The organism is Bacillus sp. FSL K6-0069 (genome assembly GCF_038007785.1).
GTDB classification, from domain to species: domain Bacteria; phylum Bacillota; class Bacilli; order Bacillales; family Bacillaceae_G; genus Bacillus_A; species Bacillus_A mobilis.
Window position 1 is genome coordinate 683,004 of sequence record NZ_JBBOXN010000001.1, and the last position, 25,186, is coordinate 708,189.

The 25,186-nt window shown below is 36.9% G+C and carries 23 protein-coding genes; 14 read left to right on the forward strand and 9 right to left on the reverse strand.

Annotation, left to right across the window (positions count from 1 at the left end; translation table 11 throughout):
* Positions 1–19: 19 nt before the first annotated feature.
* A complete protein-coding gene (locus MHB74_RS03415; RefSeq protein ID WP_061676354.1) occupies positions 20–1,405 on the reverse strand; it encodes a sensor histidine kinase in 1,386 nt (461 codons plus the stop codon).
* Between the two features lie 11 nt (positions 1,406–1,416).
* Complete coding sequence (locus MHB74_RS03420; RefSeq protein WP_061676353.1) at positions 1,417–2,094, reverse strand: response regulator transcription factor; 678 nt, start codon at positions 2,092–2,094, stop codon at positions 1,417–1,419.
* A gap of 174 nt (positions 2,095–2,268) precedes the next feature.
* On the opposite strand from MHB74_RS03420, the gene MHB74_RS03425 reads away from it, so the two are divergent.
* The 3 genes from MHB74_RS03425 to MHB74_RS03435 all read left to right on the forward strand — a co-directional run bounded on the left by MHB74_RS03425 (position 2,269) and on the right by MHB74_RS03435 (position 5,612).
* Positions 2,269–3,516: a cell wall-binding repeat-containing protein gene (locus tag MHB74_RS03425; protein WP_061676352.1), complete on the forward strand. Its 1,248-nt coding sequence runs from the start codon at positions 2,269–2,271 to the stop codon at positions 3,514–3,516.
* 156 nt (positions 3,517–3,672) lie between these two features.
* Entirely contained in the window at positions 3,673–5,124 is a 1,452-nt protein-coding gene (locus MHB74_RS03430; RefSeq protein WP_061676351.1) for a SulP family inorganic anion transporter, read from the forward strand.
* A gap of 65 nt (positions 5,125–5,189) precedes the next feature.
* Positions 5,190–5,612, forward strand: coding sequence for a universal stress protein (locus MHB74_RS03435; protein ID WP_061676350.1), 423 nt, complete (start codon positions 5,190–5,192; stop codon positions 5,610–5,612).
* Positions 5,613–5,665: 53 nt separating this feature from the next.
* Here MHB74_RS03435 and MHB74_RS03440 read toward each other — a convergent pair whose 3' ends face one another.
* On the reverse strand, positions 5,666–5,812 hold the full coding sequence (locus tag MHB74_RS03440; RefSeq protein ID WP_170956816.1) for a hypothetical protein: 147 nt from the start codon (positions 5,810–5,812) through the stop codon (positions 5,666–5,668).
* A 264-nt stretch (positions 5,813–6,076) separates the two neighbouring features.
* On the opposite strand from MHB74_RS03440, the gene MHB74_RS03445 reads away from it, so the two are divergent.
* A complete protein-coding gene (locus tag MHB74_RS03445; protein ID WP_000738299.1) occupies positions 6,077–6,202 on the forward strand; it encodes a DUF4027 family protein in 126 nt (41 codons plus the stop codon).
* A gap of 104 nt (positions 6,203–6,306) precedes the next feature.
* On the opposite strand, the gene opp4A is transcribed toward MHB74_RS03445, so the two are convergent.
* From opp4A to glpT, 6 genes are all read right to left on the reverse strand, one after another.
* On the reverse strand, positions 6,307–8,082 hold the full coding sequence (opp4A, locus tag MHB74_RS03450) for an oligopeptide ABC transporter substrate-binding protein (protein WP_061676349.1): 1,776 nt from the start codon (positions 8,080–8,082) through the stop codon (positions 6,307–6,309).
* A 12-nt stretch (positions 8,083–8,094) separates the two neighbouring features.
* A complete protein-coding gene (locus MHB74_RS03455; protein ID WP_061183804.1) occupies positions 8,095–9,000 on the reverse strand; it encodes an ABC transporter permease in 906 nt (301 codons plus the stop codon).
* An 18-nt stretch (positions 9,001–9,018) separates the two neighbouring features.
* The gene (opp4B, locus tag MHB74_RS03460) at positions 9,019–9,987 is read right to left on the reverse strand and encodes an oligopeptide ABC transporter permease (RefSeq protein WP_033708606.1); all 969 of its coding nucleotides are present in this window, start codon (positions 9,985–9,987) and stop codon (positions 9,019–9,021) included.
* A 14-nt stretch (positions 9,988–10,001) separates the two neighbouring features.
* The gene (locus MHB74_RS03465; RefSeq protein ID WP_061676348.1) at positions 10,002–10,928 is read right to left on the reverse strand and encodes an ABC transporter ATP-binding protein; all 927 of its coding nucleotides are present in this window, start codon (positions 10,926–10,928) and stop codon (positions 10,002–10,004) included.
* Positions 10,915–11,934, reverse strand: coding sequence for an ABC transporter ATP-binding protein (locus MHB74_RS03470; protein ID WP_061676347.1), 1,020 nt, complete (start codon positions 11,932–11,934; stop codon positions 10,915–10,917). Before MHB74_RS03470 ends, MHB74_RS03465 begins: the two co-directional genes overlap by 14 nt.
* A gap of 283 nt (positions 11,935–12,217) precedes the next feature.
* Complete coding sequence (glpT, locus tag MHB74_RS03475) at positions 12,218–13,567, reverse strand: glycerol-3-phosphate transporter (RefSeq protein ID WP_061676346.1); 1,350 nt, start codon at positions 13,565–13,567, stop codon at positions 12,218–12,220.
* Between the two features lie 272 nt (positions 13,568–13,839).
* On the opposite strand from glpT, the gene MHB74_RS03480 reads away from it, so the two are divergent.
* From MHB74_RS03480 to inhA2, 10 genes are all read left to right on the forward strand, one after another.
* Positions 13,840–14,298, forward strand: a complete 459-nt coding sequence (locus tag MHB74_RS03480) for a MarR family winged helix-turn-helix transcriptional regulator (RefSeq protein WP_061676345.1) — start codon at positions 13,840–13,842, stop codon at positions 14,296–14,298.
* A 19-nt stretch (positions 14,299–14,317) separates the two neighbouring features.
* Positions 14,318–15,931 (forward strand): MDR family MFS transporter, encoded by a 1,614-nt coding sequence (locus MHB74_RS03485; protein ID WP_048525035.1) that lies wholly within the window; start codon positions 14,318–14,320, stop codon positions 15,929–15,931.
* A 138-nt stretch (positions 15,932–16,069) separates the two neighbouring features.
* Complete coding sequence (gene rbsR, locus MHB74_RS03490; RefSeq protein ID WP_061676344.1) at positions 16,070–17,041, forward strand: ribose operon transcriptional repressor RbsR; 972 nt, start codon at positions 16,070–16,072, stop codon at positions 17,039–17,041.
* Between the two features lie 13 nt (positions 17,042–17,054).
* Complete coding sequence (gene rbsK, locus MHB74_RS03495) at positions 17,055–17,951, forward strand: ribokinase (protein ID WP_061676343.1); 897 nt, start codon at positions 17,055–17,057, stop codon at positions 17,949–17,951.
* Complete coding sequence (rbsD, locus tag MHB74_RS03500) at positions 17,948–18,343, forward strand: D-ribose pyranase (RefSeq protein WP_061676342.1); 396 nt, start codon at positions 17,948–17,950, stop codon at positions 18,341–18,343. Before rbsK ends, rbsD begins: the two co-directional genes overlap by 4 nt.
* Before the next feature lie 18 nt (positions 18,344–18,361).
* Positions 18,362–19,846 carry a ribose ABC transporter ATP-binding protein RbsA gene (gene rbsA / locus MHB74_RS03505; protein WP_061676341.1) on the forward strand — a complete coding sequence of 495 codons (1,485 nt, stop codon included), beginning with the start codon at positions 18,362–18,364 and terminating at the stop codon, positions 19,844–19,846.
* Between the two features lie 2 nt (positions 19,847–19,848).
* The gene (locus MHB74_RS03510) at positions 19,849–20,784 is read left to right on the forward strand and encodes an ABC transporter permease subunit (RefSeq protein WP_061676340.1); all 936 of its coding nucleotides are present in this window, start codon (positions 19,849–19,851) and stop codon (positions 20,782–20,784) included.
* Between the two features lie 14 nt (positions 20,785–20,798).
* The gene (gene rbsB, locus MHB74_RS03515) at positions 20,799–21,725 is read left to right on the forward strand and encodes a ribose ABC transporter substrate-binding protein RbsB (RefSeq protein WP_000758988.1); all 927 of its coding nucleotides are present in this window, start codon (positions 20,799–20,801) and stop codon (positions 21,723–21,725) included.
* A 34-nt stretch (positions 21,726–21,759) separates the two neighbouring features.
* Entirely contained in the window at positions 21,760–22,407 is a 648-nt protein-coding gene (fsa, locus tag MHB74_RS03520) for a fructose-6-phosphate aldolase (RefSeq protein WP_000667665.1), read from the forward strand.
* A 320-nt stretch (positions 22,408–22,727) separates the two neighbouring features.
* The gene (gene inhA2 / locus MHB74_RS03525; RefSeq protein WP_061676339.1) at positions 22,728–25,127 is read left to right on the forward strand and encodes a M6 family metalloprotease immune inhibitor InhA2; all 2,400 of its coding nucleotides are present in this window, start codon (positions 22,728–22,730) and stop codon (positions 25,125–25,127) included.
* Positions 25,128–25,186: the final 59 nt, after the last annotated feature.

Consider the following 25,186-nt stretch of genomic DNA (forward strand, 5'->3'; position numbering starts at 1 on the left):
TACAAAAACACGACTACCATCAATAGTCGTGTTTTTGTATAGAGGGTAATGAAATGATAAAGCAAGACCCGTGATCGACTTCGCTCGTTACAGTAACATTCCCGCCGTGTAGTTCTACAATTTCTTTTACGATAGATAGCCCTAAACCAGTCCCGCCTGTAGCTCGTGATCTTGCTTTATCAACTCGATAAAAGCGGTCGAAAATGTGAGGGACGTCTTCAGGCGGAATACCTTCGCCTTCATCTTCAATTGTAATGGAAATACGTTTATGTTCTTCTGTAACAGAAATATTTATATGAGAATGTTCTTTTGAATGTCTATAAGCGTTATTTAAAATGTTTATTATAACTTGTTCAAATCGCTGTTCATCTAAATTTACTAGCAATGTAGGAGGACAAGAGAAAGAAACTTTAATGTATCTTTCTTTATACATGGCATTTACTTTTTTGGCTATGCGAGTCAGGAGTGTGTGTAAATATATGTTCTTTACTTGAATAGAAAAGTTATGTTGTTCCATTTGTGCAAGTGAAAATAAATCTTGAACTAAGTTCGTAATATAATCAGACTCATCTTTTATAATAGATAAATATCGCAAACGTTGCTCAGGAGATGTGGTTTCTTTTAAAGCGATGTCAGCATAACCTCTTACGTATGTTAACGGTGTTCGTAATTCATGAGCAACACTTGCTAGAAATTCACTTCGCTCTGTTTTCATATAATGTAAATCATTAGCAAGCGTTTGAATAGACGATGCTAGTTCACCAATTTCGTCATTTCGAGTAGTCGTTAACGAAACAGATAAATCGCCTTTACTCATTTTTTCAGTGGCATGTTTCATGTGTAACAATGGTTTTGTTAACAACCGTGATAATAGAAAGATGGTGATGACTGTTAATAGAAACGTAATGACTCCGGCAATAATGAATTGTCTCGTTAGCCCGTTAACCATTCCCTCGATTGATTCTGTTCCGAGAAACATATATACATAGCCTTCCGTTTTTCCAGCCACTACAATAGGGCTAACTGTACATATATAATTAGATGTTTTCCAATGATTCTCTATAATTGCTCCATCATGATCTGTCCGTGTTTGCATCTTTTCAATATGCTTTTTTATCGTAGTATTTATTTCATTGGATTTAGCTAGCACATCCTTATTTGCATTTGTAATAACGACAGTGGTTTCGGCTTCGGATTCCATTAGTGCAACATGGGAGATTGTTTGTTTATCAAAATACTTTTCAAGGACATCTCGGTGACTATTTCCACGCTTTAATAAAGCCGTCATTTCTTCATTTACTCTATTGTTGACAAGGCTATAATAAAGCAAGACAAATAGAACACTTTCGATTAAAAGTGTAACAATTAAAAAATAAAATCCGAGTTGAATAGAAATTCGCTTCATCGTTTTGCTCCTTACTCTAGAGTATCAACCCATCGATACCCGACTCCGTAAACAGTTTTTAAATGGTGATCAATAGGGAAATTTACTTTTCGTAATTTATCACGCAAATTACGAATATGTGAATCGACTGTTCTATCTTCTGTATTTGTATTTAGTCCCCAAATTCGTTCAATGAGCTGATCACGGCTTAATACGTAGTTCACATGACGTAAAAATAATCCGAGTAAAGAGAATTCGATTGGAGTGAGAAGAAGCTCTTCATTATAGACGGAAACGAAATGCTTTGCCTCATCCCATAAAATACCGTGATATTGGATTTGCGCGTGTTGATTCGTTCGCCTTAAAACAGCTTCAATTCTTGCGAAAAGCTCTTCTTCATGGAAAGGTTTCGTTACGTAATCATCCGCTCCAAGTTTTAACCCTTGAATGACATCTACTGTTTGATCACGGGCCGTTACCATAATGATAGGAACGTTACTAAAGGATCGAATTCTTTTGCACGTTTCCCAACCATCAATCTTTGGCATCATGATATCGAGTAAAACAAATTTGAAGTTTCGATTTTCTATATGTGAAATAGCTTCTTCCCCGGATACTGCACATACGCAGTTGTATCCGATTGGAGTAAGATAAAGCGTTAATAATTCAAGCATTCTCGGCTCATCATCTACGAGTAGTATATCGACCATAGAGTACCTCCGCATTTGTTGTTATTACTTAAATTGTAAGTCAAAATCATGAAGAAATGGTGCAGATTATTATGCATCTGCATAATTTCTTCAGAATTGCTTGTTATTGTAAAGTTGAAATTCCATTTTAGGTAATCATATTGGCTCGAAAACGATTTATACGGAGGCGGTATAGTGAAAAAGATGACCCGAATTTTTGGGATAACAATAATTACAGCAGTTGGTCTTGCTGCATGTGGACAAACGAAAACGGATCATAAAAATCATGAATCTAAAGAAGAGAAAAAAACAGAGCAAAAGGAAATGAAAATGAATCAGGAAGTAACTGCGCCGAAAGAAATGAACGAAGAGGCATCGAATGATTTATTAACGACAAGTTTAAAAAATGTAACGAGATTAAACACAAACGATCCTTTGCAAATGGCAGTATTAACTTCGCAAACGATATGGCCAGCAACGCATAAAGAGAATCAGCCAGGCGCTATTATTTTAGTACCAGTAAACGAGTGGCAATTAGGCATTGCGAGTGCGGATCTTATTCATCATCCGAATAACGGGCCGATTTTATTTATAGAAAAAGAAAAGGTACCTGAAATGACGTTAAAAGAAATACAACGATTAAATCCGCTCGGAACGAAAGATGGCACACAAATTATGGTGATGGGGGATGTAGGTGCATCTATCCTAGAGCAATTGAAAGAGTATAAAGTAAAGCAAATAAAAGAAACGGATCCAGCTATATTTGCTAAAGATGTGGATAAAGAATATGCCGATATAACAGGAAGCTATCCAAATAGTGTTATTATCGGTGCGTCTGAAGAAGAAGGGCGTTTATATACAACACCAGCTGTAAATTGGATCTCTCATATGCCAGAACCGCTTTTATATACAGAAAAAGAAAAGGTGCCAGAAGCGACGATAGAGGCATTAAAGATGAGAAAAGATAAAGTGAATATATATGTATTAGGACCAGAAAAAATTATTTCAAAAACGGTAGAAAAAGAGTTAAGTAAATATGGGAAAGTAACGCGTATTAGTGGTGAAACCCCAACAGAAAATTCCGTTGCCTTTGCGAAATTTAAAGATACAAAAACGAAATTTGGCTGGGGATTCACCAAACCAGGTCACGGTTTATCATTTGTTTCAAGTAAAACACCAGACTTAGCAGTTGCAGGAGCACCTTTTTCGCATATGGGTAAACACGCACCTGTTGTATTGTTAGAAGAAGGAAAAGCTTCACAACCAGTGTATGACTTCCTTGCTAGTATTCAGCCGAAGTTTAAAGATGATCCAACACTTGGACCGTATAACCACGGCTTCTTATTAGGAAGTACGAGTGATATTTCATTTGAAACACAAGGCATATTGGATGAGAGGTTAGAGATTGTTCAGGAAAGTGGTCAAGGGCACGGTGGACATTAATAAAAGGAGCAAAGGCGCTACTGAGGTAGCGTCTTTTTCTGTAGGAAACTTTTACATAGCAAAAATCTCTCTACTCGTTATATAATAGCCTTCGTGCAGTCGGCCAGGTTTTCTTATGGAGAAAATCAAATGAGAAAAGAGTAGAGGAGTGGTATTTTGTTTCAAACGATAAAAAATGATTGGTTCTCCAATGTGAGAGGGGATGTACTATCGGGAATTGTAGTTGCTTTAGCGTTAATTCCTGAAGCAATTGCTTTCTCTGTTATTGCAGGCGTGGATCCGACCGTTGGATTATATGCAGCCTTTTGTATTGCAGTTACCATTTCATTTGTTGGCGGACGAACTGGGATGATTTCAGCTGCAACAGGTGCAATGGCATTATTAATGGTAACGCTCGTGAAAGATCACGGTTTGCAATATTTATTTGCCACGACAATATTAACGGGGATTGTTCAAATTATTTTTGGCGTGTTTAAACTGAGCTCATTTATGAAGTTTGTTCCTAAATCCGTTATGAGTGGCTTTTTAAATTCACTTGGAATTTTAGTTTTTACAGCGCAATTGCCACATTTTAAAAATGCGACTTGGCAAATGTATGCACTTGTCGCATTAGGACTTGCAATTATATATGTATTTCCACGTATTACGACGGCGGTACCGTCTACACTTATTTCAATTATCATCGTGACAAGTATTGCACTTATGAGCGGATTACAGTTAAAAACAGTCGGGGATATGGGAAGTCTGCCAAAAGAATTACCGTTCTTTAGCATTCCTAACGTGCCTTTTACACTTGAGACATTAGGGATTATTTTACCGTACGCAGTTATGCTTGCAATTATCGGTTTACTAGAGTCATTATTAACAGCTTCAGTTTTAGATGATATGACGCATACGGAAAGTAATAAACATAAAGAGGCACGTGGTCAAGGTATTGCAAACATTGTCGCTGGTTTCTTCGGAGGAATGGCAGGATGTGCAATGATTGGACAATCTGTTATTAATATTAAATCAGGTGGACGAGGTCGTTTATCAACATTTGTAGCGGGCGGATTTTTAATCGTATTATTGTTCGTTTTAGGTGACTATGTCGTTCATATTCCAATGGCAGCTTTAGTTGCAGTTATGATTATGGTTTCAATCGGAACATTCGATTGGAACTCTGTAACAACGATTCATAAAGTACCAAAAGGAAATGCATTAGTTATGATCGTAACGGTTGTGATTGTCTTAATTACACATAATTTAGCACTAGGTGTAATTATCGGAACAGTAATTAGTGCGGTTTTATTTGCATTCAATATGGCAAAGATTCACGTGAAACATTTATATATTGAAAATAAGAAAATATACGAAATTCACGGTCAACTGTTCTTTGCATCTACAGCAGATTTTATAAATAACTTTTCATTCAATGAAGATGTAATAGAAATTGAGCTGAATTTTACCCACACACACGTATGGGACGATTCAGCGGTAGCCGCAATTGATAAAGTTATCATGAAGTATGAGCAAAGTGGCGTGAAAGTAAGTATAACGGGATTAAATGAACGAAGCTCGAAAATCATTTCAAATTTAGCTACTTATAATAAAAGAATTGCAAGTTAGAAGCCTCCTTTTTAGGGGGCTTTATTATATAATACGAGTAGGATAACGAAAAGGGGATTCAGCATATGTACAAACAAATTATATTAGCATGTGACGGTTCTGAACATGCACTTCGAGCAGCGGAACATGCAACATATATTGCGAAATTTAATGAAGAAACAAATGTTGAAGTTGTGTACGTAGTAGATAATAGAACGGCAAAATCGGATATTATACAAGGTCAAACAGATTTAGAAACAATATCGGCTAGCCGAAAAGATAAATTAAAAGAGATTGAAGGTTTATTAAAGAAAGAGAACATTTCTTATACAATTACAATATTACATGGCGATCCAGGAGATACGATTGTTCAATACGTAAATACAGGAGATATAGATCTTGTTATAGCTGGAAGTAGAGGATTAAATACATTGCAAGAGATGGTGCTTGGTAGTGTCAGTCATAAAATAGCAAAACGTGTGAAATGCCCGGTGATGATAATAAAGTAGTTTATAATTTAATGATAAAAAAGCACTACGTAAATTCGTAGTGCTTTTTGTAATTATTGAGGACACTCCCAATACTTCCCGAGAACAAGCCTACATTCTGGCGGTATTTCATTTTTTGTAGCAGCTTGGGATGTAAATGGAAGAGCAAAGTATGTAGTGGCGATCAGAGTAGTAAGCATAATTGCAACTTTCTTTTTCATAATGTAATAACCTCCTTTCTTAAAAAAACTGATAATTCTAATTTATTATACAATATTTTTCTATTTTTGGGAATATTTATTATATTTTTTTATGTATCGATAATTATTTGTATTTGAATTATAAAAGAAGAATCATATGGGAATAATATGAAAATGATTATATAATTGTTAACTTACAAATTTGTAAGTTAGTTGTTAGTGAAATCGATGTTATGAAAATTATTCCATTGGTAAAATAAACATATCGAAGGGGAGAGAGGGAGGATGAAAAAGATGAAAGCACTTCAAAATTTATCATATAGCCAAGGTGTCGGTCTTATTTGTTTAGGGGGATTTGCTGCATCTGTTACGTTAGCTGTTGTAATAAAGATGATTCATCAAATCTTTTAATAGTAGAGTCGGGAAGGAATTGGTTGCTATTAATAGCAAGAGAAGGATTATAAATAAAAAATAGCTCCTGGCATGTAAATTAGCGCCAGGAGCTATTTTTATTCTTATTTCTCTGTTTCTGCTTTATCACTTGTTACGCTAACTTTACCCCATTTGTATTGATCTTCTGGTGTATATTTATAATCTTTTACGCGGTTATTGACACCCTTTAGATCGAACTTATAATGAAGTGGAATCATTGGTACTTCATCATGGATTAGTTTTTGCCATTTATCATATACTTCTGTACGATATTTATCGTCAGCAGCTTTTGGAGAAAGACCTTCTTTTAATAACTCAGTATTTTTAGGGTTTGACCATCTTTGGTAGTTAAAGCTTGCATCAGGTCCCCAAAGGCCAGATGGATCTGGATCAGAACCAGTACCAAAAGCACCAGCATATAGATCGACTGCAGGATCATCTTTCTTCAGCTTATCATAGAAGGAGTTAAATTCATGTAAACGACCGTCAAGAAGTTCAACTTTAATGCCAATCTCTTTCCAAGATTGAATAAAGAATTTTGCAAGAGGTTCACTTACATCACTACCGCTCATTGATAAGAAGTTAAGTTTCACTTCTTTACCATTAGGGTCTTCACGGAAACCATCACCGTTTTTATCTTTATATCCAGCTTCGTCTAATAATTTTTTCGCTTTCTCAACATCTTTATCATAAGAACCTACTTTATTATTGTGGAACTTAGGTGAAGCTGGTGAAATTGGTGAGTTAGCAGGATAACGTAATCCGTGGTATAATTTTTCACCGATTTCTTTTCGGTCAATTGCATAAGCCATCGCTTGACGTAAACGAACATCTTTGAATGTATCTTTATCCATTACCATTTCACGTTTTTCTTTATCCATATGTCCAAATTTAAAGCCGATGTAGCTGTAGTATAAATCTGTTCTTCCAACTAGTTGTGCATTCTTTAATTTACTTACGTTCGGATATTGATCAGCACTTACTTCTGCGATGTCAATGTCACCATTTTTCAATGAAGCATTAACGATAGATGGATTTACAACTTTTAAGACTACATTTTTAAGTTTTGGTTTTCCGCCCCAATAATCATCGAAACGTTCAAATTCGACAGATTCTCCAGGAACGATTTTCTTAACTTTAAATGGTCCGAAACCAATTGGATTTTTACGGATTTTATCAGATTCTGCTAATTTATCAATTGGTACGTCTGCTAAGTATTTTTTGTGCAGAGGATATGTCCAAAGTCCAGTCTTTACAGAAGGATTTGGCTCTTTAAATGTAAATGAAATTGTTTTTTGATCAATTACTTTTACACCGGAAATTTTGTCAGTTTTTCCATCGTGATAATCAGTCATTCCTTCAATCATTTGCATTTGAGTATCATAGCGAGATCCTGCATACAGCTTACTACCAATTACAAGGTAAGAATATTCTAAATCTTCAGCTGTTACAGGGTTTCCGTCATGCCACTTTACGTTATCTTTAATTTTTAATGTAATTGTTTTTTTATCTGCTGATATTTCATAAGTAGCGGCACCTTCGTTATTGTATTCCCAGTTTTTATCATTGTCTAATAATGGTTCATCAAAGAAAGTAATGACTTGGTTGTCAGGATCACCTTCATATACAGCGAAGTTTAAAAGTCCTTCAAATGGTGTGTTAGAAACAAGCCCATATGTCAATGAGCCATCTTTAATTTCTTTCTTTTCGTTTTTAACGACTTCATTAAATTTGCTAGTGTCTACCTTTTTTGTACTGCTCGTTTTTTCACTACCTCCACTGCCCCCACACGCTGAAAGTAGTAATGTTGAAACTGCAAGTGTACTTAATACCTTGAAAAATTTTGGTTTGTTTGTCATTGTCTCCACCCCTTAACCTTTTCTTTGTCTCGCATCAGCTGAGCGACGTAGCGCTTGACCGATAAAATTTATACACAGCATCAACACTAAAATCATGAGTGATGCAGGTAACCAGATCCACCATTTTTCTTGTAGAACATCAGGATTTGTTGCATAACTAACAAGTGTTCCGAGGCTCGGTGTACTCTCAGGTAGACCAAAACCTAAGAAAGTTAGTCCAGATTCTATGCCAATGTTTCCAGCAAGGTTTAATGTAACGCTTACGATAATAATAGAGCTTAAGTTAGGTAATACTTGGAACATCATGATCTTCCAGTTTGGTGTACCTAATGTTTTGGAAGCAGATACATAGTCCAATTCTTTTTCGGTCAATACTTTTGAACGAATCAACCTGGCCTTTCCTGTCCATAGGAAGATACTCATGATCAAAATAAATACAGTAACATTAAAGACTGGAACAATTGTGATAAGTACGATAACAAGCATTAGGAAAGGTAAAATAAGTTTGAAATCAATAATACGCATAATGATGTTATCAACAGCTCCACCAAAGTAACCAGCGATTAGTCCGATAGAAAGACCAATCAAACAGGAGAGAATAGTGATTACAAGTCCAATGGTAAATGAATTTCTTGTTCCAATAATAAGTTGTCCAAAAATATCTCTACCACCGTAATCAGTTCCTAACCAATGTTCACTAGATGGTGGGGAGTAGATAGAAAATAAATCAACTTTTACAATATCCTCCTGCTTCATAATGAAGGAAGTTGTGTAAACGGCTATCAGTATGATTGCCAACAAGAAAAGTGAAAACATTGCTAATTTATCTTTACGAAATTCACGCCACATGACAGAAAAGCCAGAAGGACTTTTTTCGTAATGAACGACTTCAGTTTGTTTTTCGGGATTTGCTAACATAACGTTTCTTCACCTCCATTAATCAATACGAATACGTGGATCAACGATGCTTAGAATAATATCGGAAAGAAGAGTCCCGAGTAGCGTTGCGAATCCAGTAAATAAAACGAGTGCAGTTACGACACTAAAATCACGTTGAGAAATAGACTGCATAAATAATTGACCAATACCAGGATAACTAAAGATGCTTTCTAGAAAAATTGATCCTGCAACCACGCTTGTAATTTCGTATCCTAAGAACGCTGCAATTGGTAAGAATGAATTACGTAAAATATGTCTAGAATAAACCTTCGATTCTGGAACACCTTTTGCTTTTACTGTGCGTACAAAATCTTTATGTTTCGTATCGATAATTTCACTTCGTAAATATTGGATTGTACCCACTGTTGCAATTAATGCCCCAGATAAAGCTGGTAATATCATGTGATTCAATTTACTTAAATAGTAAGCGAATGTACCTGTTGCAACTTGAGGATCTACACTACCACCGGTTGGGAATATTGCAAGCTTAAATCCGAACAGGAAGAGCATGATTAATGCAAATATAAATAGTGGTGTAGCAAGTCCTAAATAGTTATACAGTGTAATGAGTCGATCTGCCCATGTATCAGTCCAACGTCCACTTATTACACCGAGTGGAATTGCAATCACGTAAGTAAGAACAAGGACAAGAATTGCTAACCAAATTGTATTTCCAAGTCGTTCACCAATTAAATCAGTTACTTTCATTTTATGTGCATAGGAAATACCAAAGTCACCTTGCACAGCATTTGTAACCCAGCGAACATATTGTGTTGTGACAGGATCATTTAAACCTAACTTTTCACGTTGTTCCTCAATAACCTTTGGATCTGCTTTTGGATTATTTACTGCTCTGCCGGTTAAGGCATCGCCTGGCATTGCTTTAGCTAGTAGAAAGACAAGTATACTTAACACGAATAATTGCGGGATCATTACTAAAAATCTCCGTAATATAAACTTCCACATGTTTTATCACTCCCTTATGGTAATGCCACCCGGTGCGTTGGCGAGATTGGCTTTAAATCATAAGCCCGACCGTTTTCATTGAAATAATTTTCGTATGATTTCTCATATTCAGAGCTTACTTGTTGACGGAGCTTACGCTGTCTCTCCCTGTTTTCAGGACGAATATCAGGAATTGCTGATATTAGGCGCTTCGTATAAATATGTTGCGGATTACTATAAATTTCTGCACTAGTTGCCTCTTCGACAATGCGTCCACGATACATAACACCGATACGATCACACATATGACGAATTACACCTAAATCATGACTAATGAATAAGTATGTTAGTCCGAGCTCAGCTTGTAGATCCTGCAAGAAGTTTAATACTTGTGCTTGTACAGAAACATCTAGTGCTGATACAGGTTCATCAGCGATAATAAGCTTCGGTTTTAATGTAAGAGCGCGTGCAATACCAATCCGCTGCCTTTGCCCACCGGAAAATTCATGTGGATATTTATAAATTGACTCTGGATTTAGACCAACTTTATCAAGATATTCTTGAACTGCTCTACGCTCTTCAGCAGGTGAGAGCTTCTCAAAATTTCGAAGAGGCTCAGCGATAATATCGAGAACACGTTTCTTCGGATTTAATGATGAATACGGATCTTGGAAAATCATTTGAATATCTTTTCGTTGTTCACGTAGCTCAGAGCGACTTAACTTTGTTAAATCTCTATTATTAAAATGAATACTACCCTCTGTTGCTTTCGTTAAGTGCATAATTGCTTTACCCGTTGTTGATTTACCACTTCCCGATTCACCAACGATTCCGTATGTTTCACCCGGTTGTAACTCAAAACTTACACCATCGACAGCACGCACGTAATCTAATGTGCGGCCGAAGAAACCACCTTTAATTGGGAAATGTACTTTTAAGTCTTCTACTTTAAGCAGTGCCATGAGTTACGTCATCTCCTTTCTTATCTTGGAAGTTGAAATGCTTGTAGCAAGTACAACGCACCCAATGGTCTGGTTTTACTTCGTGTAAAATTGGATTTTCCTCATGTTGATCAGGTCTAATCCATGGAATTCGAGCTTGGAAGCGACAACCTGTGCGAGGAAGCTTCGCTAACGAAGGAACCACCCCTTGAATTACATGCAATTTTTCTTTTTCAGCATACGCAGATGGAATGGAGTTTAATAGAGAACGAGTATATGGGTGAAGAGGGTTATTAAAAATCTCTTCAACTTTTCCTGTTTCTACAACTTGTCCAGCGTACATAACGACGATACGATCGGCTGTTTCTGCGACAACACTTAAATCATGAGTAATTAAAATGATGCCCATTTTCGTTTGTTCTTGAATAGATTTTAGTAGGTCTAAAATTTGTGCTTGGATGGTTACGTCAAGAGCCGTTGTTGGCTCATCCGCAATAATGAGTGCTGGGTTACAAGCAATTGCAATTGCGATAACAATTCTTTGTCTCATTCCGCCAGATAATTCGTGTGGGTATTGTTTATATGTAAGTTCTGGTTTTGGAATACCAACTTGATGAAGTAGTTCTAGGGTGCGTTCTTTCTTTTCAACTTTTGAAAGACTTGTGTGGTAGTCTAAGTTTTCTTCGATTTGTTTTCCAACTGTCATAAGAGGATCAAGTGCTGTAAGAGGTTCTTGGAAAATCATGCCGATGTTTGATCCGCGTACTTTATTCATTTCTGCGGTCGACATAGTTAGTAAATCCTTATCTCTATAGTTAAGCTGCCCTTGTAATTTTGTATTTTCTTCATTATGCAATCGCATAATAGAAAGGGCAAGTGCACTTTTTCCGCAACCAGATTCACCAACTATCGCGACAATTTCATTTTCATGGACAGTTAACGAAACATCATCTACTGCGGCATGATAGTGATCTTGTATGCGAAAGGAAGTCTGTAAGTTTTCAATGCGAAGAAGTGGATTCTTCATGGCTATCCCTCCATCTTTTCTGAAAAGACTAAATATTTTGTATGTTGTTGTTATTTTAATATAAATTGACAATGTTTGACAAGCATAAGTTGATAAAATATTCAAAAATCTTTTTATACAGAGATTGAACGCCGTTATATAAGGTGTTGAAGTTATTTGAAAACGCTAACATATAAAAAAAGGAGAATAAATCTTTTGTAAGAAAAAAGATTTATATGTAGAAAAAAGAGAGGTGTTCTGGAAAGAACAGCCTCTCTTTTTTTGATAAGAATAATATTAGTACTTAAGCTTGTTTTTGTTTTGCAGATCCTGTGTTTAAAGTAAGAGCAAGGAAGAACATTGCAAGTACACAAGATACAAGTAATAAGATGAATCCGCCATCCCATCCGAATGCATCTACGATAAAGCCCATAGCTGCGCTAGCAAAAGTAGCTCCACCTAGGTAACCGAAGAACCCAGTTAAACCAGCTGCAGTTCCAGCAGCTTTTTTTGGTGCTAAGTCTAGTGCGTGTAGGCCAATTAACATAACAGGTCCATAAATTAAAAATCCAATCGCGACAAGTGCGATACTATCAACCATTGGATTACCAGGAGGGTTTAGCCAGTAAACAAGAACGGCGATAAATACACCAACCATAAATAAAATACCAGCAGGTGCGCGGCGCCCCTTAAACAGTTTATCACTCATCCATCCGCAAAGAAGTGTACCTGGAATACCAGCCCATTCGTATAGAGCGTAAGCTGTACGAGAGCTACTATGAGTAAAACTTTTTTCCTCTACTAAATAAGTAGGAGCCCAGTCTACAACGCCGTAACGTACGAAATAAACGAAAACGTTCGCGATAGCGATGTACCATAAAAATTTATTGTTTAGTACGTATTTAAATAAAATTTCTTTTACTGAAAGTTCGCGTTCTCGATCTTTTACTTTTTCATCTGATGGATATTCTCCAGTATGTTCTTCAATAGAAGGTAATCCACAAGATTGAGGTGTATCTCTCATCGTAATTAATACATAAATACCAACTAAAATTGAAAGAATACCTGGGAAGTAAAAAATACTCTTCCAGTCATTTGCGAAGAAGTATAAGCCTAATGTCACAAGAGAAGGCATAAGAGCGCCACCGACATTATGAGCAACGTTCCAAATAGACATTTTTGTACCACGTTCACTAATAGAGAACCAGTGAACCATTGTACGCCCACAAGGAGGCCATCCCATACCTTGTACCCATCCATTTAAAAACTGAAGGACAAACATAAGTATAATGCTCGTTGTAATGAAAGAAAATGAGCCGAAAATAATATTAATGATACCTGATAAAAATAGCCCAGCTGCTAAAAAGTAGCGAGGATTACAACGATCGGATACGATACCCATAAGAAATTTACTTAATCCGTAAGCGATAGAAACTGCTGAAAGGATAACCCCAAGTTCCCCTTTACTAAATCCTTGTTCGATCAAGTATGGCATTGCAAGTGAAAAGTTTTTTCGAACAAAGTAATAACCCGCATAACCGATGAAGATGCCTAAGAATACTTGTAAACGTAATTTACGGTATTCGCTATCAACGCGATCAGCTGGTAAGCGTTCTGCGTGGGGCGCAGGTTTAAAGAATTGTGTAAAAAACATAAAATGAAAATCCTCCCCTAATTAATTCGAAGTGTTGTAAGGCAGAGAGAATATAAAAAGGCCATGAAATATAAAAAAGTTTCCTTTTTTATGATTCATAGCCGTATACTCCGATTCTCCGTGACTGTCAATATTAACTTCGTCGAAAATTATACAACTTTGTGACAAAAATGTAAACGTTTTTATAAATAAAAAGTGTTGACGGATTTTGTTCGTGGGATTAATATTTAAATACGTTAAATATTTTATTGCTTAAATAAGAGGTGGATAACATGCCAAATGATATGACGCATATCGATAAAATTCAAGCTCTTGCATTTTCGATTGGAAAGAAAATGCAGACGGAGTTATTAGAACAAATGCAAGCAACAGGACTTACACCACCGCAGTTTTATATTTTAAAGATTTTAGATCATTATGGTGCTTCAAGAGCGACAAAATTAGCAAAAAAGATGTATGTAAAGCCTAGTGCAATTACAGTGATGATTGATCGCTTAATTGATCAAGAGCTTGTAGAGCGCTATCACGACAAAGATGACCGTCGTGTTGTCGTCATTGAGCTGACAAAAAAGGGGAAAGCTAGAGTAGAAGAGGCAATGATCGCTCGTAATGAGCACATTGCAAAATATTTCTCACATTTAGAATTACAAGAAAGAGAAGATTTGTTACGCCTCTTTGAGAAGTTAGAAACAATTATTTGCGGGACACAAGAGAAAAAAGAGAATAACTAAGAGGAATTGAGGAGATTACATGGAGCAACAAGAAAACATAAATAGAAAGTTGCTGTTAATCGGTTTAATAATCGCGATGCTATTTGCTGCATTAGATGGAACAATCGTTGGTACAGCAATGCCGCGTATCGTCGGTGAACTAGGCGGATTAAGCTTAATGACATGGTTAACAACAGCTTATATGTTAACATCAACAACAGTTGTACCAATTGCAGGTAAATTAGCGGATTTACTTGGCCGTCGTAACGTATATATAACAGGGCTAGTTATCTTTATGGTTGGTTCGGCGTTATGTGGTATGGCAAATGGTATGACAGAATTAATTATTTTCCGTGGTATTCAAGGTCTTGGTGGCGGTATTATGATGCCAATGGCTATGATTATTATCGGAGATATGTTCACGGGCAAAGAACGTGCAAAATGGCAAGGTATTTTTGGTGCGTTATACGGTCTTGCTTCTGTAATTGGACCACAAGTTGGTGGTTGGATTGTAGATGCAGTGAACTGGAGATGGGTATTCTACATTAACTTACCAGTTGGTATTTTAGCAACAATCTTTATTGCAATGGGATTAAAATCACATAAACAAACAGGACCGATTAAAATTGATATTGCTGGAATCTTTACGATGATTCTCGGTGTTGTAAGCTTATTACTTGCATTAACATTTGGCGGGAAAGATTACCCATGGGATTCTTGGCAAATTATCGGGTTATTTGCATTAGCTCTAATTGGTATCGTTAGCTTTATTATCGTTGAAACGAAAGCAGAAGAACCGATTTTACCGATGCATTTCTTTAAAAATCGCACATTTACATTACTGAATGCGATTGGATTCTTTATGAGTATCGGAATGTTCGGTGCGATTATGTTCGTACCATTCTTCATGCAAGGGATTGTAGGAGTAAGTGCTGCGGAATCAGGAACAATTATGACGCCAATGATGATTACTATGATTGTGATGAGTATTATCGGCGGGCAACTTGTATTAAAAGTTGGTGTAAAACCACAAATTATTACGGGAATGCTTATAATGGCTGGAGGATTCTGGTTATTAACAACGATGGATATGCACACAACTAAATTAACTGCAACTTCTTATATGATGGTTATCGGTTTAGGAATGGGTCTTGTAATGCCAACATTAACATTAGCGTTACAAGAAAGTTTCCCGAAAAAAGACCTTGGTGTCGTAACATCATCAAGTCAGTTCTTCCGTCAAATTGGTGGAACATTTGGTATTACAATTTTAGGATCAATTATGAATAACACTTCAGGTACAACATTAACAAAGAATTTAGTACCTGTATTAGATACATTCCCGAAAGAAGCGGGACAAATGGTAACGAAATTTAAAGATATGATTCATACAGACCCACAAGGTTTATATTCGATGCTATTTAGTCCAGAGGCATTAAAACAAATGCCAGAAGCATTTGCTAACAGCATTGTACCAATCTTGAAAAACTCTTTAGTAGACTCACTTCATACTGTATTCTTAACAGGATTAGTATTTATCGTAGTAGGTGCCATCTTTACGATCTTCTTACAGAAGATTAAACTATCAGATCGTAAAAAAGATGCTGAAGAGCCAGCTACAGAGGAAAAAGAACAAACTGTATCATATTCGTAATGAAAAAGCATCGCCTTATGGCGGTGCTTTTTTTGAGTATAACCTTAAAAGCTTTTTCGTGAGAAATGATTGACGTATTTCTAGAAATGCGTTATATTATTTTCTGTAAACGGTTACATGAAATGGAGAGGGAAGAGAATGAGTACGATTAAAGACGTTGCGAAATTAGCGGGAGTATCTGTTGCGACCGTTTCCAGAGTGTTAAATAAAAATGGATATGTTCATGAAGATACATTAAAGAAAGTAGAGCGAGCAATTGAAATGCTAGATTATAAACCTAGTACAGTAGCGCGTTCACTGTATAATAAAAAATCTCGTTTAATTGGCTTAGTTGTTCCCAATATCGTGAATCCATTCTTTCCGGAAGTTGCACGTGCCGTAGAAGATGTAGCGCATAAGCAAGGATACACAGTTGTCCTTTGTAACTCTGATGAGAGTTTAGAGAAAGAAAAGCAATATATTGATGTACTTAGGCAAAATAATGTGGATGGATTTATTGTAGCAACAAATCCACAAAACAGTGTTAATTACATGAAGTTGTCTGTTCCGGTTGTTGCAATTGACCGTATGTTTAATGAGCGTATTCCTACTGTATATGCAGATAACTATGCAGGGAGTCAGGCAGCGACAAAGTTATTAATAGATAAAGGCTGTAAACATATTGCGCATATTCGCGGACCGCGTGACGTAAGCACCGCTAATGAACGCTTTGAAGGTTTTGTAGACGTTATTACGCAAAATAATCTTTCTTATATGATCGCAGAGAGTACATTTGATCCAGCTAATAGTGAGCGTGTAGCGGTGGAATTATTAGAAGAATACCCACATATTGATGGCATTGTTGCTGGAAATGATTTAATTGCAATAGGTATTGTAAAGGCTGCACTTCAAAAGGGGATTTCTATTCCGGATGATTTACAAATTATAGGATTTGATGGGATTTCTTTAACGGAGATGATGTATCCATCTATTACAACTGTTGCACAGCCAATTTATGAAATGGGGAAAATTGCAACAGAGCTATTGTTAGAGCAGATGGAAGGAAACGTATTAGAAGAGATACACTATCGTTTACCGATTGAAATTATAGAAAGAAATACAACGAAGTAAGGAGATGAAATAGATGCCAAATATTGCAGTAGTAGGTAGCATTTCAATGGATTTAGTGGCCGTTTCAAAAAAACGTCCGAAAGCAGGGGAAACAGTAATTGGTGAAGCATTTCATACAATTCCAGGAGGGAAAGGAGCCAACCAAGCGGTTGCTGCAGCTAGATTAGGCGCAAATGTGGCGATGGTTGGCGCGGTAGGAAACGATAATTATGGAACTGTAGTTAGGAAAAATTTAGAGAACGAACGTGTTTTTATCGATTATGTGGTACCGGTTACAGATACGGCGACAGGAATTGCTCATATCGTTTTAGCAGAAGAGGATAACAGTATTGTTGTCGTGCAAGGGGCGAATGCACTTGTAAATGAGTCGATTGTAGATCGTTCAAAAGATCTTCTTATAAAAGCAGATATGGTTGTTCTTCAACTAGAGATTCCACTTGAAACAGTAAAATATGTATTGGCTATTTGTGAGGAACACAAAATCCCGGTTATGCTAAATCCGGCACCAGCACAAGTGTTATCAGAAGATATTTTAGAAAAGGCAACTTATATTACGCCAAATGAACATGAGTGCCGCATCGTATTAGATGATTTCACATCACCAATTGAAGATTTACTGGCTAAATATCCAAATAAACTATTGATGACAGAAGGTTCTAACGGTGTACGTTTCCATAATGGGACGGAGATTGTACATGTTCCTAGCATTGCTGTTGATGTAGTGGATACGACTGGAGCTGGTGATACATTCAATGGAGCATTAGCAGTTGCGCTTTCTGAAGGAGAAGCACTGCAAAAAGCAATTCGTTTTGCGAATATTGCTGGTGGCCTTTCTGTAACGAAGCTTGGGGCGCAAGGCGGTATGCCAACGAGAGATAGAGTACGTGAAGTGCAGGTGATTGTTGGATGAAAAAGCATGGTGTATTAAACAGTGAGATTGCATCAGTCCTTGCTTCACTTGGGCATACAGATACGATTGTAATCGCAGACTGCGGGTTACCGATTCCTGAAGGAGTAAAACGAATTGATTTAGCCGTTGAGATTGGAAAACCTAGCTTTTTAGACGTATTGCAAGTGGTAGCTGATGATATGGCAATTGAAAAAGTGACGTTAGCAGAAGAAGTCATTAACAATAATGTGGAAGTAAATAAAGAGATTGAGCTGAAATTAATAGAGCCAGCGTTTGAATATGTATCTCATGAACAATTTAAAGAGCATACGAAGAAAGCGAAGGCGATTATTCGTACAGGAGAGGCTACTCCTTATGCCAATGTAATTTTACATGCAGGCGTGATTTTTTAATAAAAGGAAGTGATGGGAATGCGTATTGAAATGAAAAATATTTCAAAGGCGTTCAATGGCAATCCTGTTTTGAAGAATGCACAGTTTATGATTGAAACAGGAGAAGTTCATGCATTGATGGGGGAAAATGGAGCGGGTAAATCAACGCTCATGAAAATTTTAACAGGTGTATATAAAAGAGATGGTGGAACAATCACGATCGATGGGCAAGAACGAACTTTTAAAAATGCGAAAGAAGCTGAAGAGTACGGTATTGCATTTATACATCAAGAATTGAACATATTATCGAATTTAACAGTAGCTGAGAATATGTTTCTCGGTAAAGAGTTAATGTATGGGAAGACAGGTATTTTGCGTACGCGTCAAATGAACGCGATTGCGCAGCAGCAACTAGCGGAGTTAGGGTTACATGTAAAAGGCGCTATGTTGGCTGGGGAGTTATCGGTTGGACAACAGCAAATTATCGAAATTGCGAAAGCGTTAATGACAAACGCGAGCGTTATTATTATGGATGAACCGACAGCTGCATTAACAGATCGTGAAATTGAAACGTTGTTTACTGTCATTAATAAATTACGTAAAGAAGGCGTTTCGTTCGTTTATATCTCACACCGAATGGAAGAAATTTTTTCAATATGTGATGCCATTACGATTTTACGTGATGGGGAATACGTAGGAAAGAGGCTCATTCCGGAAACATCATTTGATGAAGTAGTGAGTATGATGGTGGGGCGCAGTATTGGTGAACGTTACCCAGAACGAAATAGTCAAATTGGCGATGTTATTTTTGAGATGCGTAACGGAACGAAAAAAGGGAAGTTTGAAAATGTTTCGTTTCAAGTTAGAAAAGGTGAAATCCTTGGTGTTGCTGGCTTGATGGGAGCTGGCCGTACAGATATTATGAAAGCGATATTTGGATACGAACCGTTAGATTCTGGCCAAATTTTCATAAGTGGACAAGAAGTAAAGATTGATAGTCCGATAGATGCGATTAGACAAAGAATAGCCTTTATTACAGAGGATAGAAAATCTGAAGGGTTAGTGTTAGATTTCTCAATTCGAGAAAATTTAGCTTTACCAAATTTAGAGAGTCTTTCAAAGGGAAGTGTCTTAAGTAACGAATTAGAACAACAGTTTACAGCGGATATGATGAAGCTACTTAATGTGAAAGCATCTAGTGGAGAGCAAGCAGTGAAATCTCTTTCTGGTGGAAATCAGCAAAAGGTTGTTATTGCAAAATGGCTAGGTATCCACCCGCAGTTACTCATTTTAGATGAGCCAACAAGGGGTGTAGATGTTGGAGCGAAAAAAGAAATTTACTCCATTATGAATAAGCTTACTGAGCAAGGCGATGCCGTTATTATGGTATCATCTGAGCTTCCAGAAGTTTTAGGAATGAGTGATCGCGTTCTTGTCATTCATGAAGGAAAAGTCGGAGGTATTTTAGAGAAAGATGGGGCATCACAAGAGTCTATTATGGCACTAGCTACAGGGGGAGAGTAAGAATGGCTAAGAAGGGGAATGTATTACAGCAACTCGGTTCTTTAATCGGTTTAGTATTAATTATCGTCGTAATTACAGCTTTAAATCCAGCATTTATTGAAATTCCAAATTTATTTAATATACTGCGTCAAGTATCGATTAATGCGCTTATCGCATTCGGAATGACCTTTGTAATTTTAACAGGGGGTATTGACTTATCGGTAGGTTCTATTTTAGCATTATCAAGTGCACTTGTTGCTGGAATGATGGCAAGTGGCATGGACCCGTTTCTTGCAATGGCAGTTGGATTAGTGGCTGGTCTTATAATGGGGATTGTAAACGGTATCATTATTGCGAAGGGAAAAGTAGCTCCATTTATTGCGACGTTAGCAACAATGACTATTTTTCGTGGGTTGACGCTTGTTTATATGGACGGACGTCCGATCACTGGTCTTGGTGATCATTTAATGTTCCAAATGTTTGGACGTGGTTATTTTCTCGGTATTCCGGTACCAGCTGTTACAATGATGATCGCTTTCGCAGTACTGTACTTCATTTTGAAGAAAACGACATTTGGTCGCCGTACATTTGCAATTGGTGGAAATGAAGAAGCAGCAGCACTATCAGGTATTAATGTTACGAGAATTAAAGTAATGATTTATGGTCTTTCCGGAATTTTGGCAGCGCTTGCAGGTATTGTCTTAACATCACGACTAGATTCTGCACAGCCAACTGCAGGTACTTCTTACGAATTAGATGCAATTGCAGCAGTTGTATTAGGTGGAACAAGTCTTTCTGGAGGAAGAGGCTGGATCGTTGGTACATTCATCGGTGTACTCATTATCGGTGTACTAAATAACGGTTTAAATTTATTAGGTGTATCTTCTTTCTTCCAACAAGTTGTAAAGGGACTTGTAATCTTACTAGCTGTATTAATTGATCGTCGAAAAGAAGCGTAATGGAGGGACAGTTCATGAAGAAATGGTTACTTATACTCGTTGCATGTATTATGGTCATTACTGCTGGTTGTTCAATGGAACCACCAGAATGGGCAAAGGATTCTAGCGATAAAGGTCGAAATAAAACTATTAAAGTTGGATTCTCTGTTTCAACTTTAAACAATCCATTTTTTGTGACTTTGAAAAAAGGGGCAGAAAAGAAAGCGAAAGAAAGCGGCATTGAATTGATTGCTGTTGATGCACAAAATGATGCAGCAAAGCAAACAAATGATGTTGAAGATTTAATTCAAAAAGGTGTCGATGTAGTTGTTATTAATCCAACCGATTCAGATGCTGTTGCTTCAGCAGTAAGTGCGGCAAATGCAGCAAATGTCCCTGTTATTACTGTAGACCGCGTTGCAAATTCAGGTAAAGTTGTTTCTCACATTGCCTCTAATAATATTGAAGGTGGTCAAATGGCTAGTGATTACATTCGTGAATTAGTTGGCGAGGGAGCAAATGTTGCTGAATTAGAAGGAATACCTGGCTCTTCTGCTGCTCGTGAGCGCGGGAAAGGATTCCATAATGTAGCGGATAAGTCTTTAAAAGTAGTTGCAAAACAAGCAGCTGATTTTGATAGAGCAAAAGGATTATCTGTTATGGAAAACATTTTGCAAGCAAATGGTGATATTAAAGCCGTGTTTGCGCATAACGATGAAATGGCATTAGGGGCACTTGAAGCATTGAAGTCTTCTGGAAAAACAGATGTAGTCGTTGTTGGTTTTGATGCAACAGAAGATGCTGTAAAGGCGGTTAAAGATGGGCGTATGGCTGCAACAGTTGCTCAAAAACCGGAATTAATCGGGGAGAAGGCGATGCAAACAGCAAAAGAGATCACGCAAGGTAAAAAAGTGGACAAATCTATTCCGATTGAATTAGAGCTTATTAAGAAAAACAAATAAATATAAAATGAAAACCAGGAAGGAAGAATAACAAATGAAATTCTTTATTGATACAGCAAACATTAACGAAATTAAAGAGGCAAATGCATTAGGCGTACTAGCTGGAGTAACGACAAACCCATCACTTGTAGCAAAAGAAGGTGTAGATTTCCACGAGCGTATTCGTGAAATCTGCAGCGTTGTAGAAGGTCCTGTAAGTGCAGAAGTAATTAGCTTAGAAGCTAATAAAATGATTGAAGAAGGAAAAGAATTAGCGAAAATTGCTCCAAACGTTGTTGTAAAAGTTCCGATGACAACAGAAGGTTTAAAAGCAGTAAAAGCATTCTCTGACTTAGGAATTCGTACAAACGTTACATTAGTATTCTCAGCAGTTCAAGCATTACTTGCAGCTCGTGCTGGTGCGACATACGTTTCACCATTCTTAGGTCGCTTAGATGATATCGGCCATAACGGTATGGACTTAATTCGCCAAATCGCAGAGATCTTTGCAATTCACGGCATTGAAACAGAAATCATTGCAGCATCTGTACGTCACAGTGTTCACGTAACTGAAGCAGCATTAAACGGTTCACATATTGCAACAATCCCAGCAAACGTAATTGCTTCATTAGTGAAGCACCCATTAACAGACCAAGGAATTGAAAAATTCTTAGCTGATTGGGAAAAAACACAAGAGAAATAATAGAAAATCAAGAATCCTAGTTTAATTGACTAGGGTTCTTTTTTTTATTTAAAAGAATTTTCATGCAATTTTGCATATTGTCTTTTAAATTTGTTATATAAACTATTTAATATATACAAATCACTCTTTATTTTTCATATTTTGATATAAGAAGATAGAGGGTCTGACCAGAAAACTGGAGGGCATGATTCTATAACAGAAAGCTTAACGTTTATAGAATTATGCTTTTTTATATAGGGAGGGTAGTAAACAGAGATTTCGACAAAAACGCACTTATTTATCTGAATTTTAAGTTTTATGTATAAAAGGAGAGAAATAGAATGAGAAGAAAAGCGCCATTTAAAGTGTTGTCATCATTAGCAATTGCGGCAATTATCGGATGCACATCTGTAATGAGTACTCCGCTAGCATACGCAGAAACGCCAGCAAAAGAGAAAGAAAATGTATCTACAACATCAATTGATTACAATTTAATTCAAGAAGATCGTTTAGCGGAAGCGTTGAAAGAAAGAGGAACAATTAATCCAGCATCATCTAAAGAAGAAACGAAAAAAGCTGTAGAAAAGTATATTGAAAAGAAACAAGGCGATCAGGCAAATAAAGAAATTCTTCCAGCAGATACTGCTAAAGAGGCATCTGATTATGTGAAAAAAGTAAAAGAAAAGAAAATGGAAGAAAAGGAGAAAGTAAAGAAACCTGAAAAAAATGTGAGTCCCGAGAAAAAACCAGAACCAAATAAAAAACAATTGAATGGACAAGTCCCAACTTCTAAAGCAAAGCAAGCGCCTTATAAGGGCTCTGTTCGAACTGATAAAGTATTAGTATTACTCGTTGAATTTAGTGATTATAAACATAATAATATTGATCAAACACCAGGGTATATGTATTCGAATGACTTTAGTAGAGAGCATTATCAAAAAATGTTATTTGGTAATGAACCGTACACATTATTTGATGGTTCAAAAGTAAAAACGTTTAAACAATATTATGAAGAGCAGTCTGGCGGAAGTTATACGACAGATGGATATGTAACGGAATGGCTAACTGTTCCAGGAAAAGCATCTGACTACGGTGCTGATGGTAGCAGTGGTCATGATAATAAAGGACCAAAAGGCGCACGTGATTTAGTGAAAGAAGCTTTACATGCAGCCGCTGAGAAAGGGTTAGATTTATCTCAATTTGATCAATTCGATAGATATGATACAAATGGTGATGGAAATCAAAATGAACCTGATGGTGTAATTGATCATTTAATGGTAATCCATGCTGGTGTTGGTCAAGAAGCTGGTGGCGGTAAATTAGGTGATGATGCAATTTGGTCACATCGTTCAAAATTAGCAGTAGATCCAGTAGCGATTGAAGGTACAAAATCAAAGGTAGATTACTTTGGTGGAAAAGTAGCGGCGCATGATTACACAATTGAACCAGAAGATGGAGCAGTAGGTGTATTTGCACATGAATTTGGACATGACCTTGGCTTACCGGATGAATATGACACGAAATATACTGGAATGGGTTCACCTGTTGAAGCATGGTCATTAATGAGTGGAGGTAGTTGGACAGGGAAAATTGCAGGAACAGAGCCAACTAGTTTCTCACCACAAAATAAAGACTTCTTACAAAAGAATATGGGCGGCAACTGGGCAAAAATTTTAGAAGTAGATTACGATAAAATTAAGGGTGGAGTAGGAGTTCCTACATATATTGATCAAAGTGTTACGAAATCCAATCGCCCAGGTGTTGTACGTGTTAACTTACCAGGTAAAAGTGTTGAAACGATTAAACCTGAGTTTGGAAAGCATGCATATTATAGTACAAGAGGAGATGATATGCATACAACACTAGAAACACCATTCTTTGATTTAACAAAAGGAACAAATGCAAAGTTCGATTATAAAGCAAATTATGAGTTAGAAGCAGAGTGCGATTTTGTCGAAGTGCATGCAGTAACAGAAGATGGAACGAAAACATTAATTGATAGACTTGGAGAAAAAATAGTCCAAGAGGATAAAGATACAACAGATGGAAAATGGGTGGATAAATCATATGATTTAAGTCAATTTAAAGGAAAAAAAGTGAAACTGCAATTCGATTATATTACAGATCCAGCTGTAACATATAAAGGTTTCGCGATGGATAATGTAAATGTAACTGTTGATGGACAAGTTGTATTTTCTGATGATGCAGAAGGACAGTCTAAAATGAATGTAAATGGTTTTGTTGTTTCTGATGGGACAGAGAAGAAAGCTCATTATTACTACTTAGAGTGGAGAAACTATGCGGGATCAGATAATGGATTAAAAGCAGGAAAAGGCCCTGTGTATAATACAGGTCTTGTCGTTTGGTATGCAGATGATAGCTTCAAAGATAACTGGGTTGGTGTGCATCCAGGTGAAGGATTCCTTGGTGTGGTAGATTCTCATCCAGAGGCACTTGTTGGCAACTTAAACGGAAGACCAACTTATGGTAATACGGGCATGCAAATTGCAGACGCTGCATTTTCATTTGATCAAACACCAGCATGGAGTGTAAATTCATTAACACGTGGGCAGTTTAACTATTCTGGGTTACAAGGTGTTACCACTTTTGATGATTCAAAAGTATATAGTAACAAACAAATTGCAGACGCAGGAAGAAAAATTCCAAACCTTGGACTTAAATTCCAAGTTGTTGGACAGGCAGAGGATAAATCGGCAGGCGCTGTTTGGATTAAGCGTTAATAACATAAAAGCACATTCTTCCTATGAAGAGTGTGCTTTTTAATTTGTACAGTAAGTTA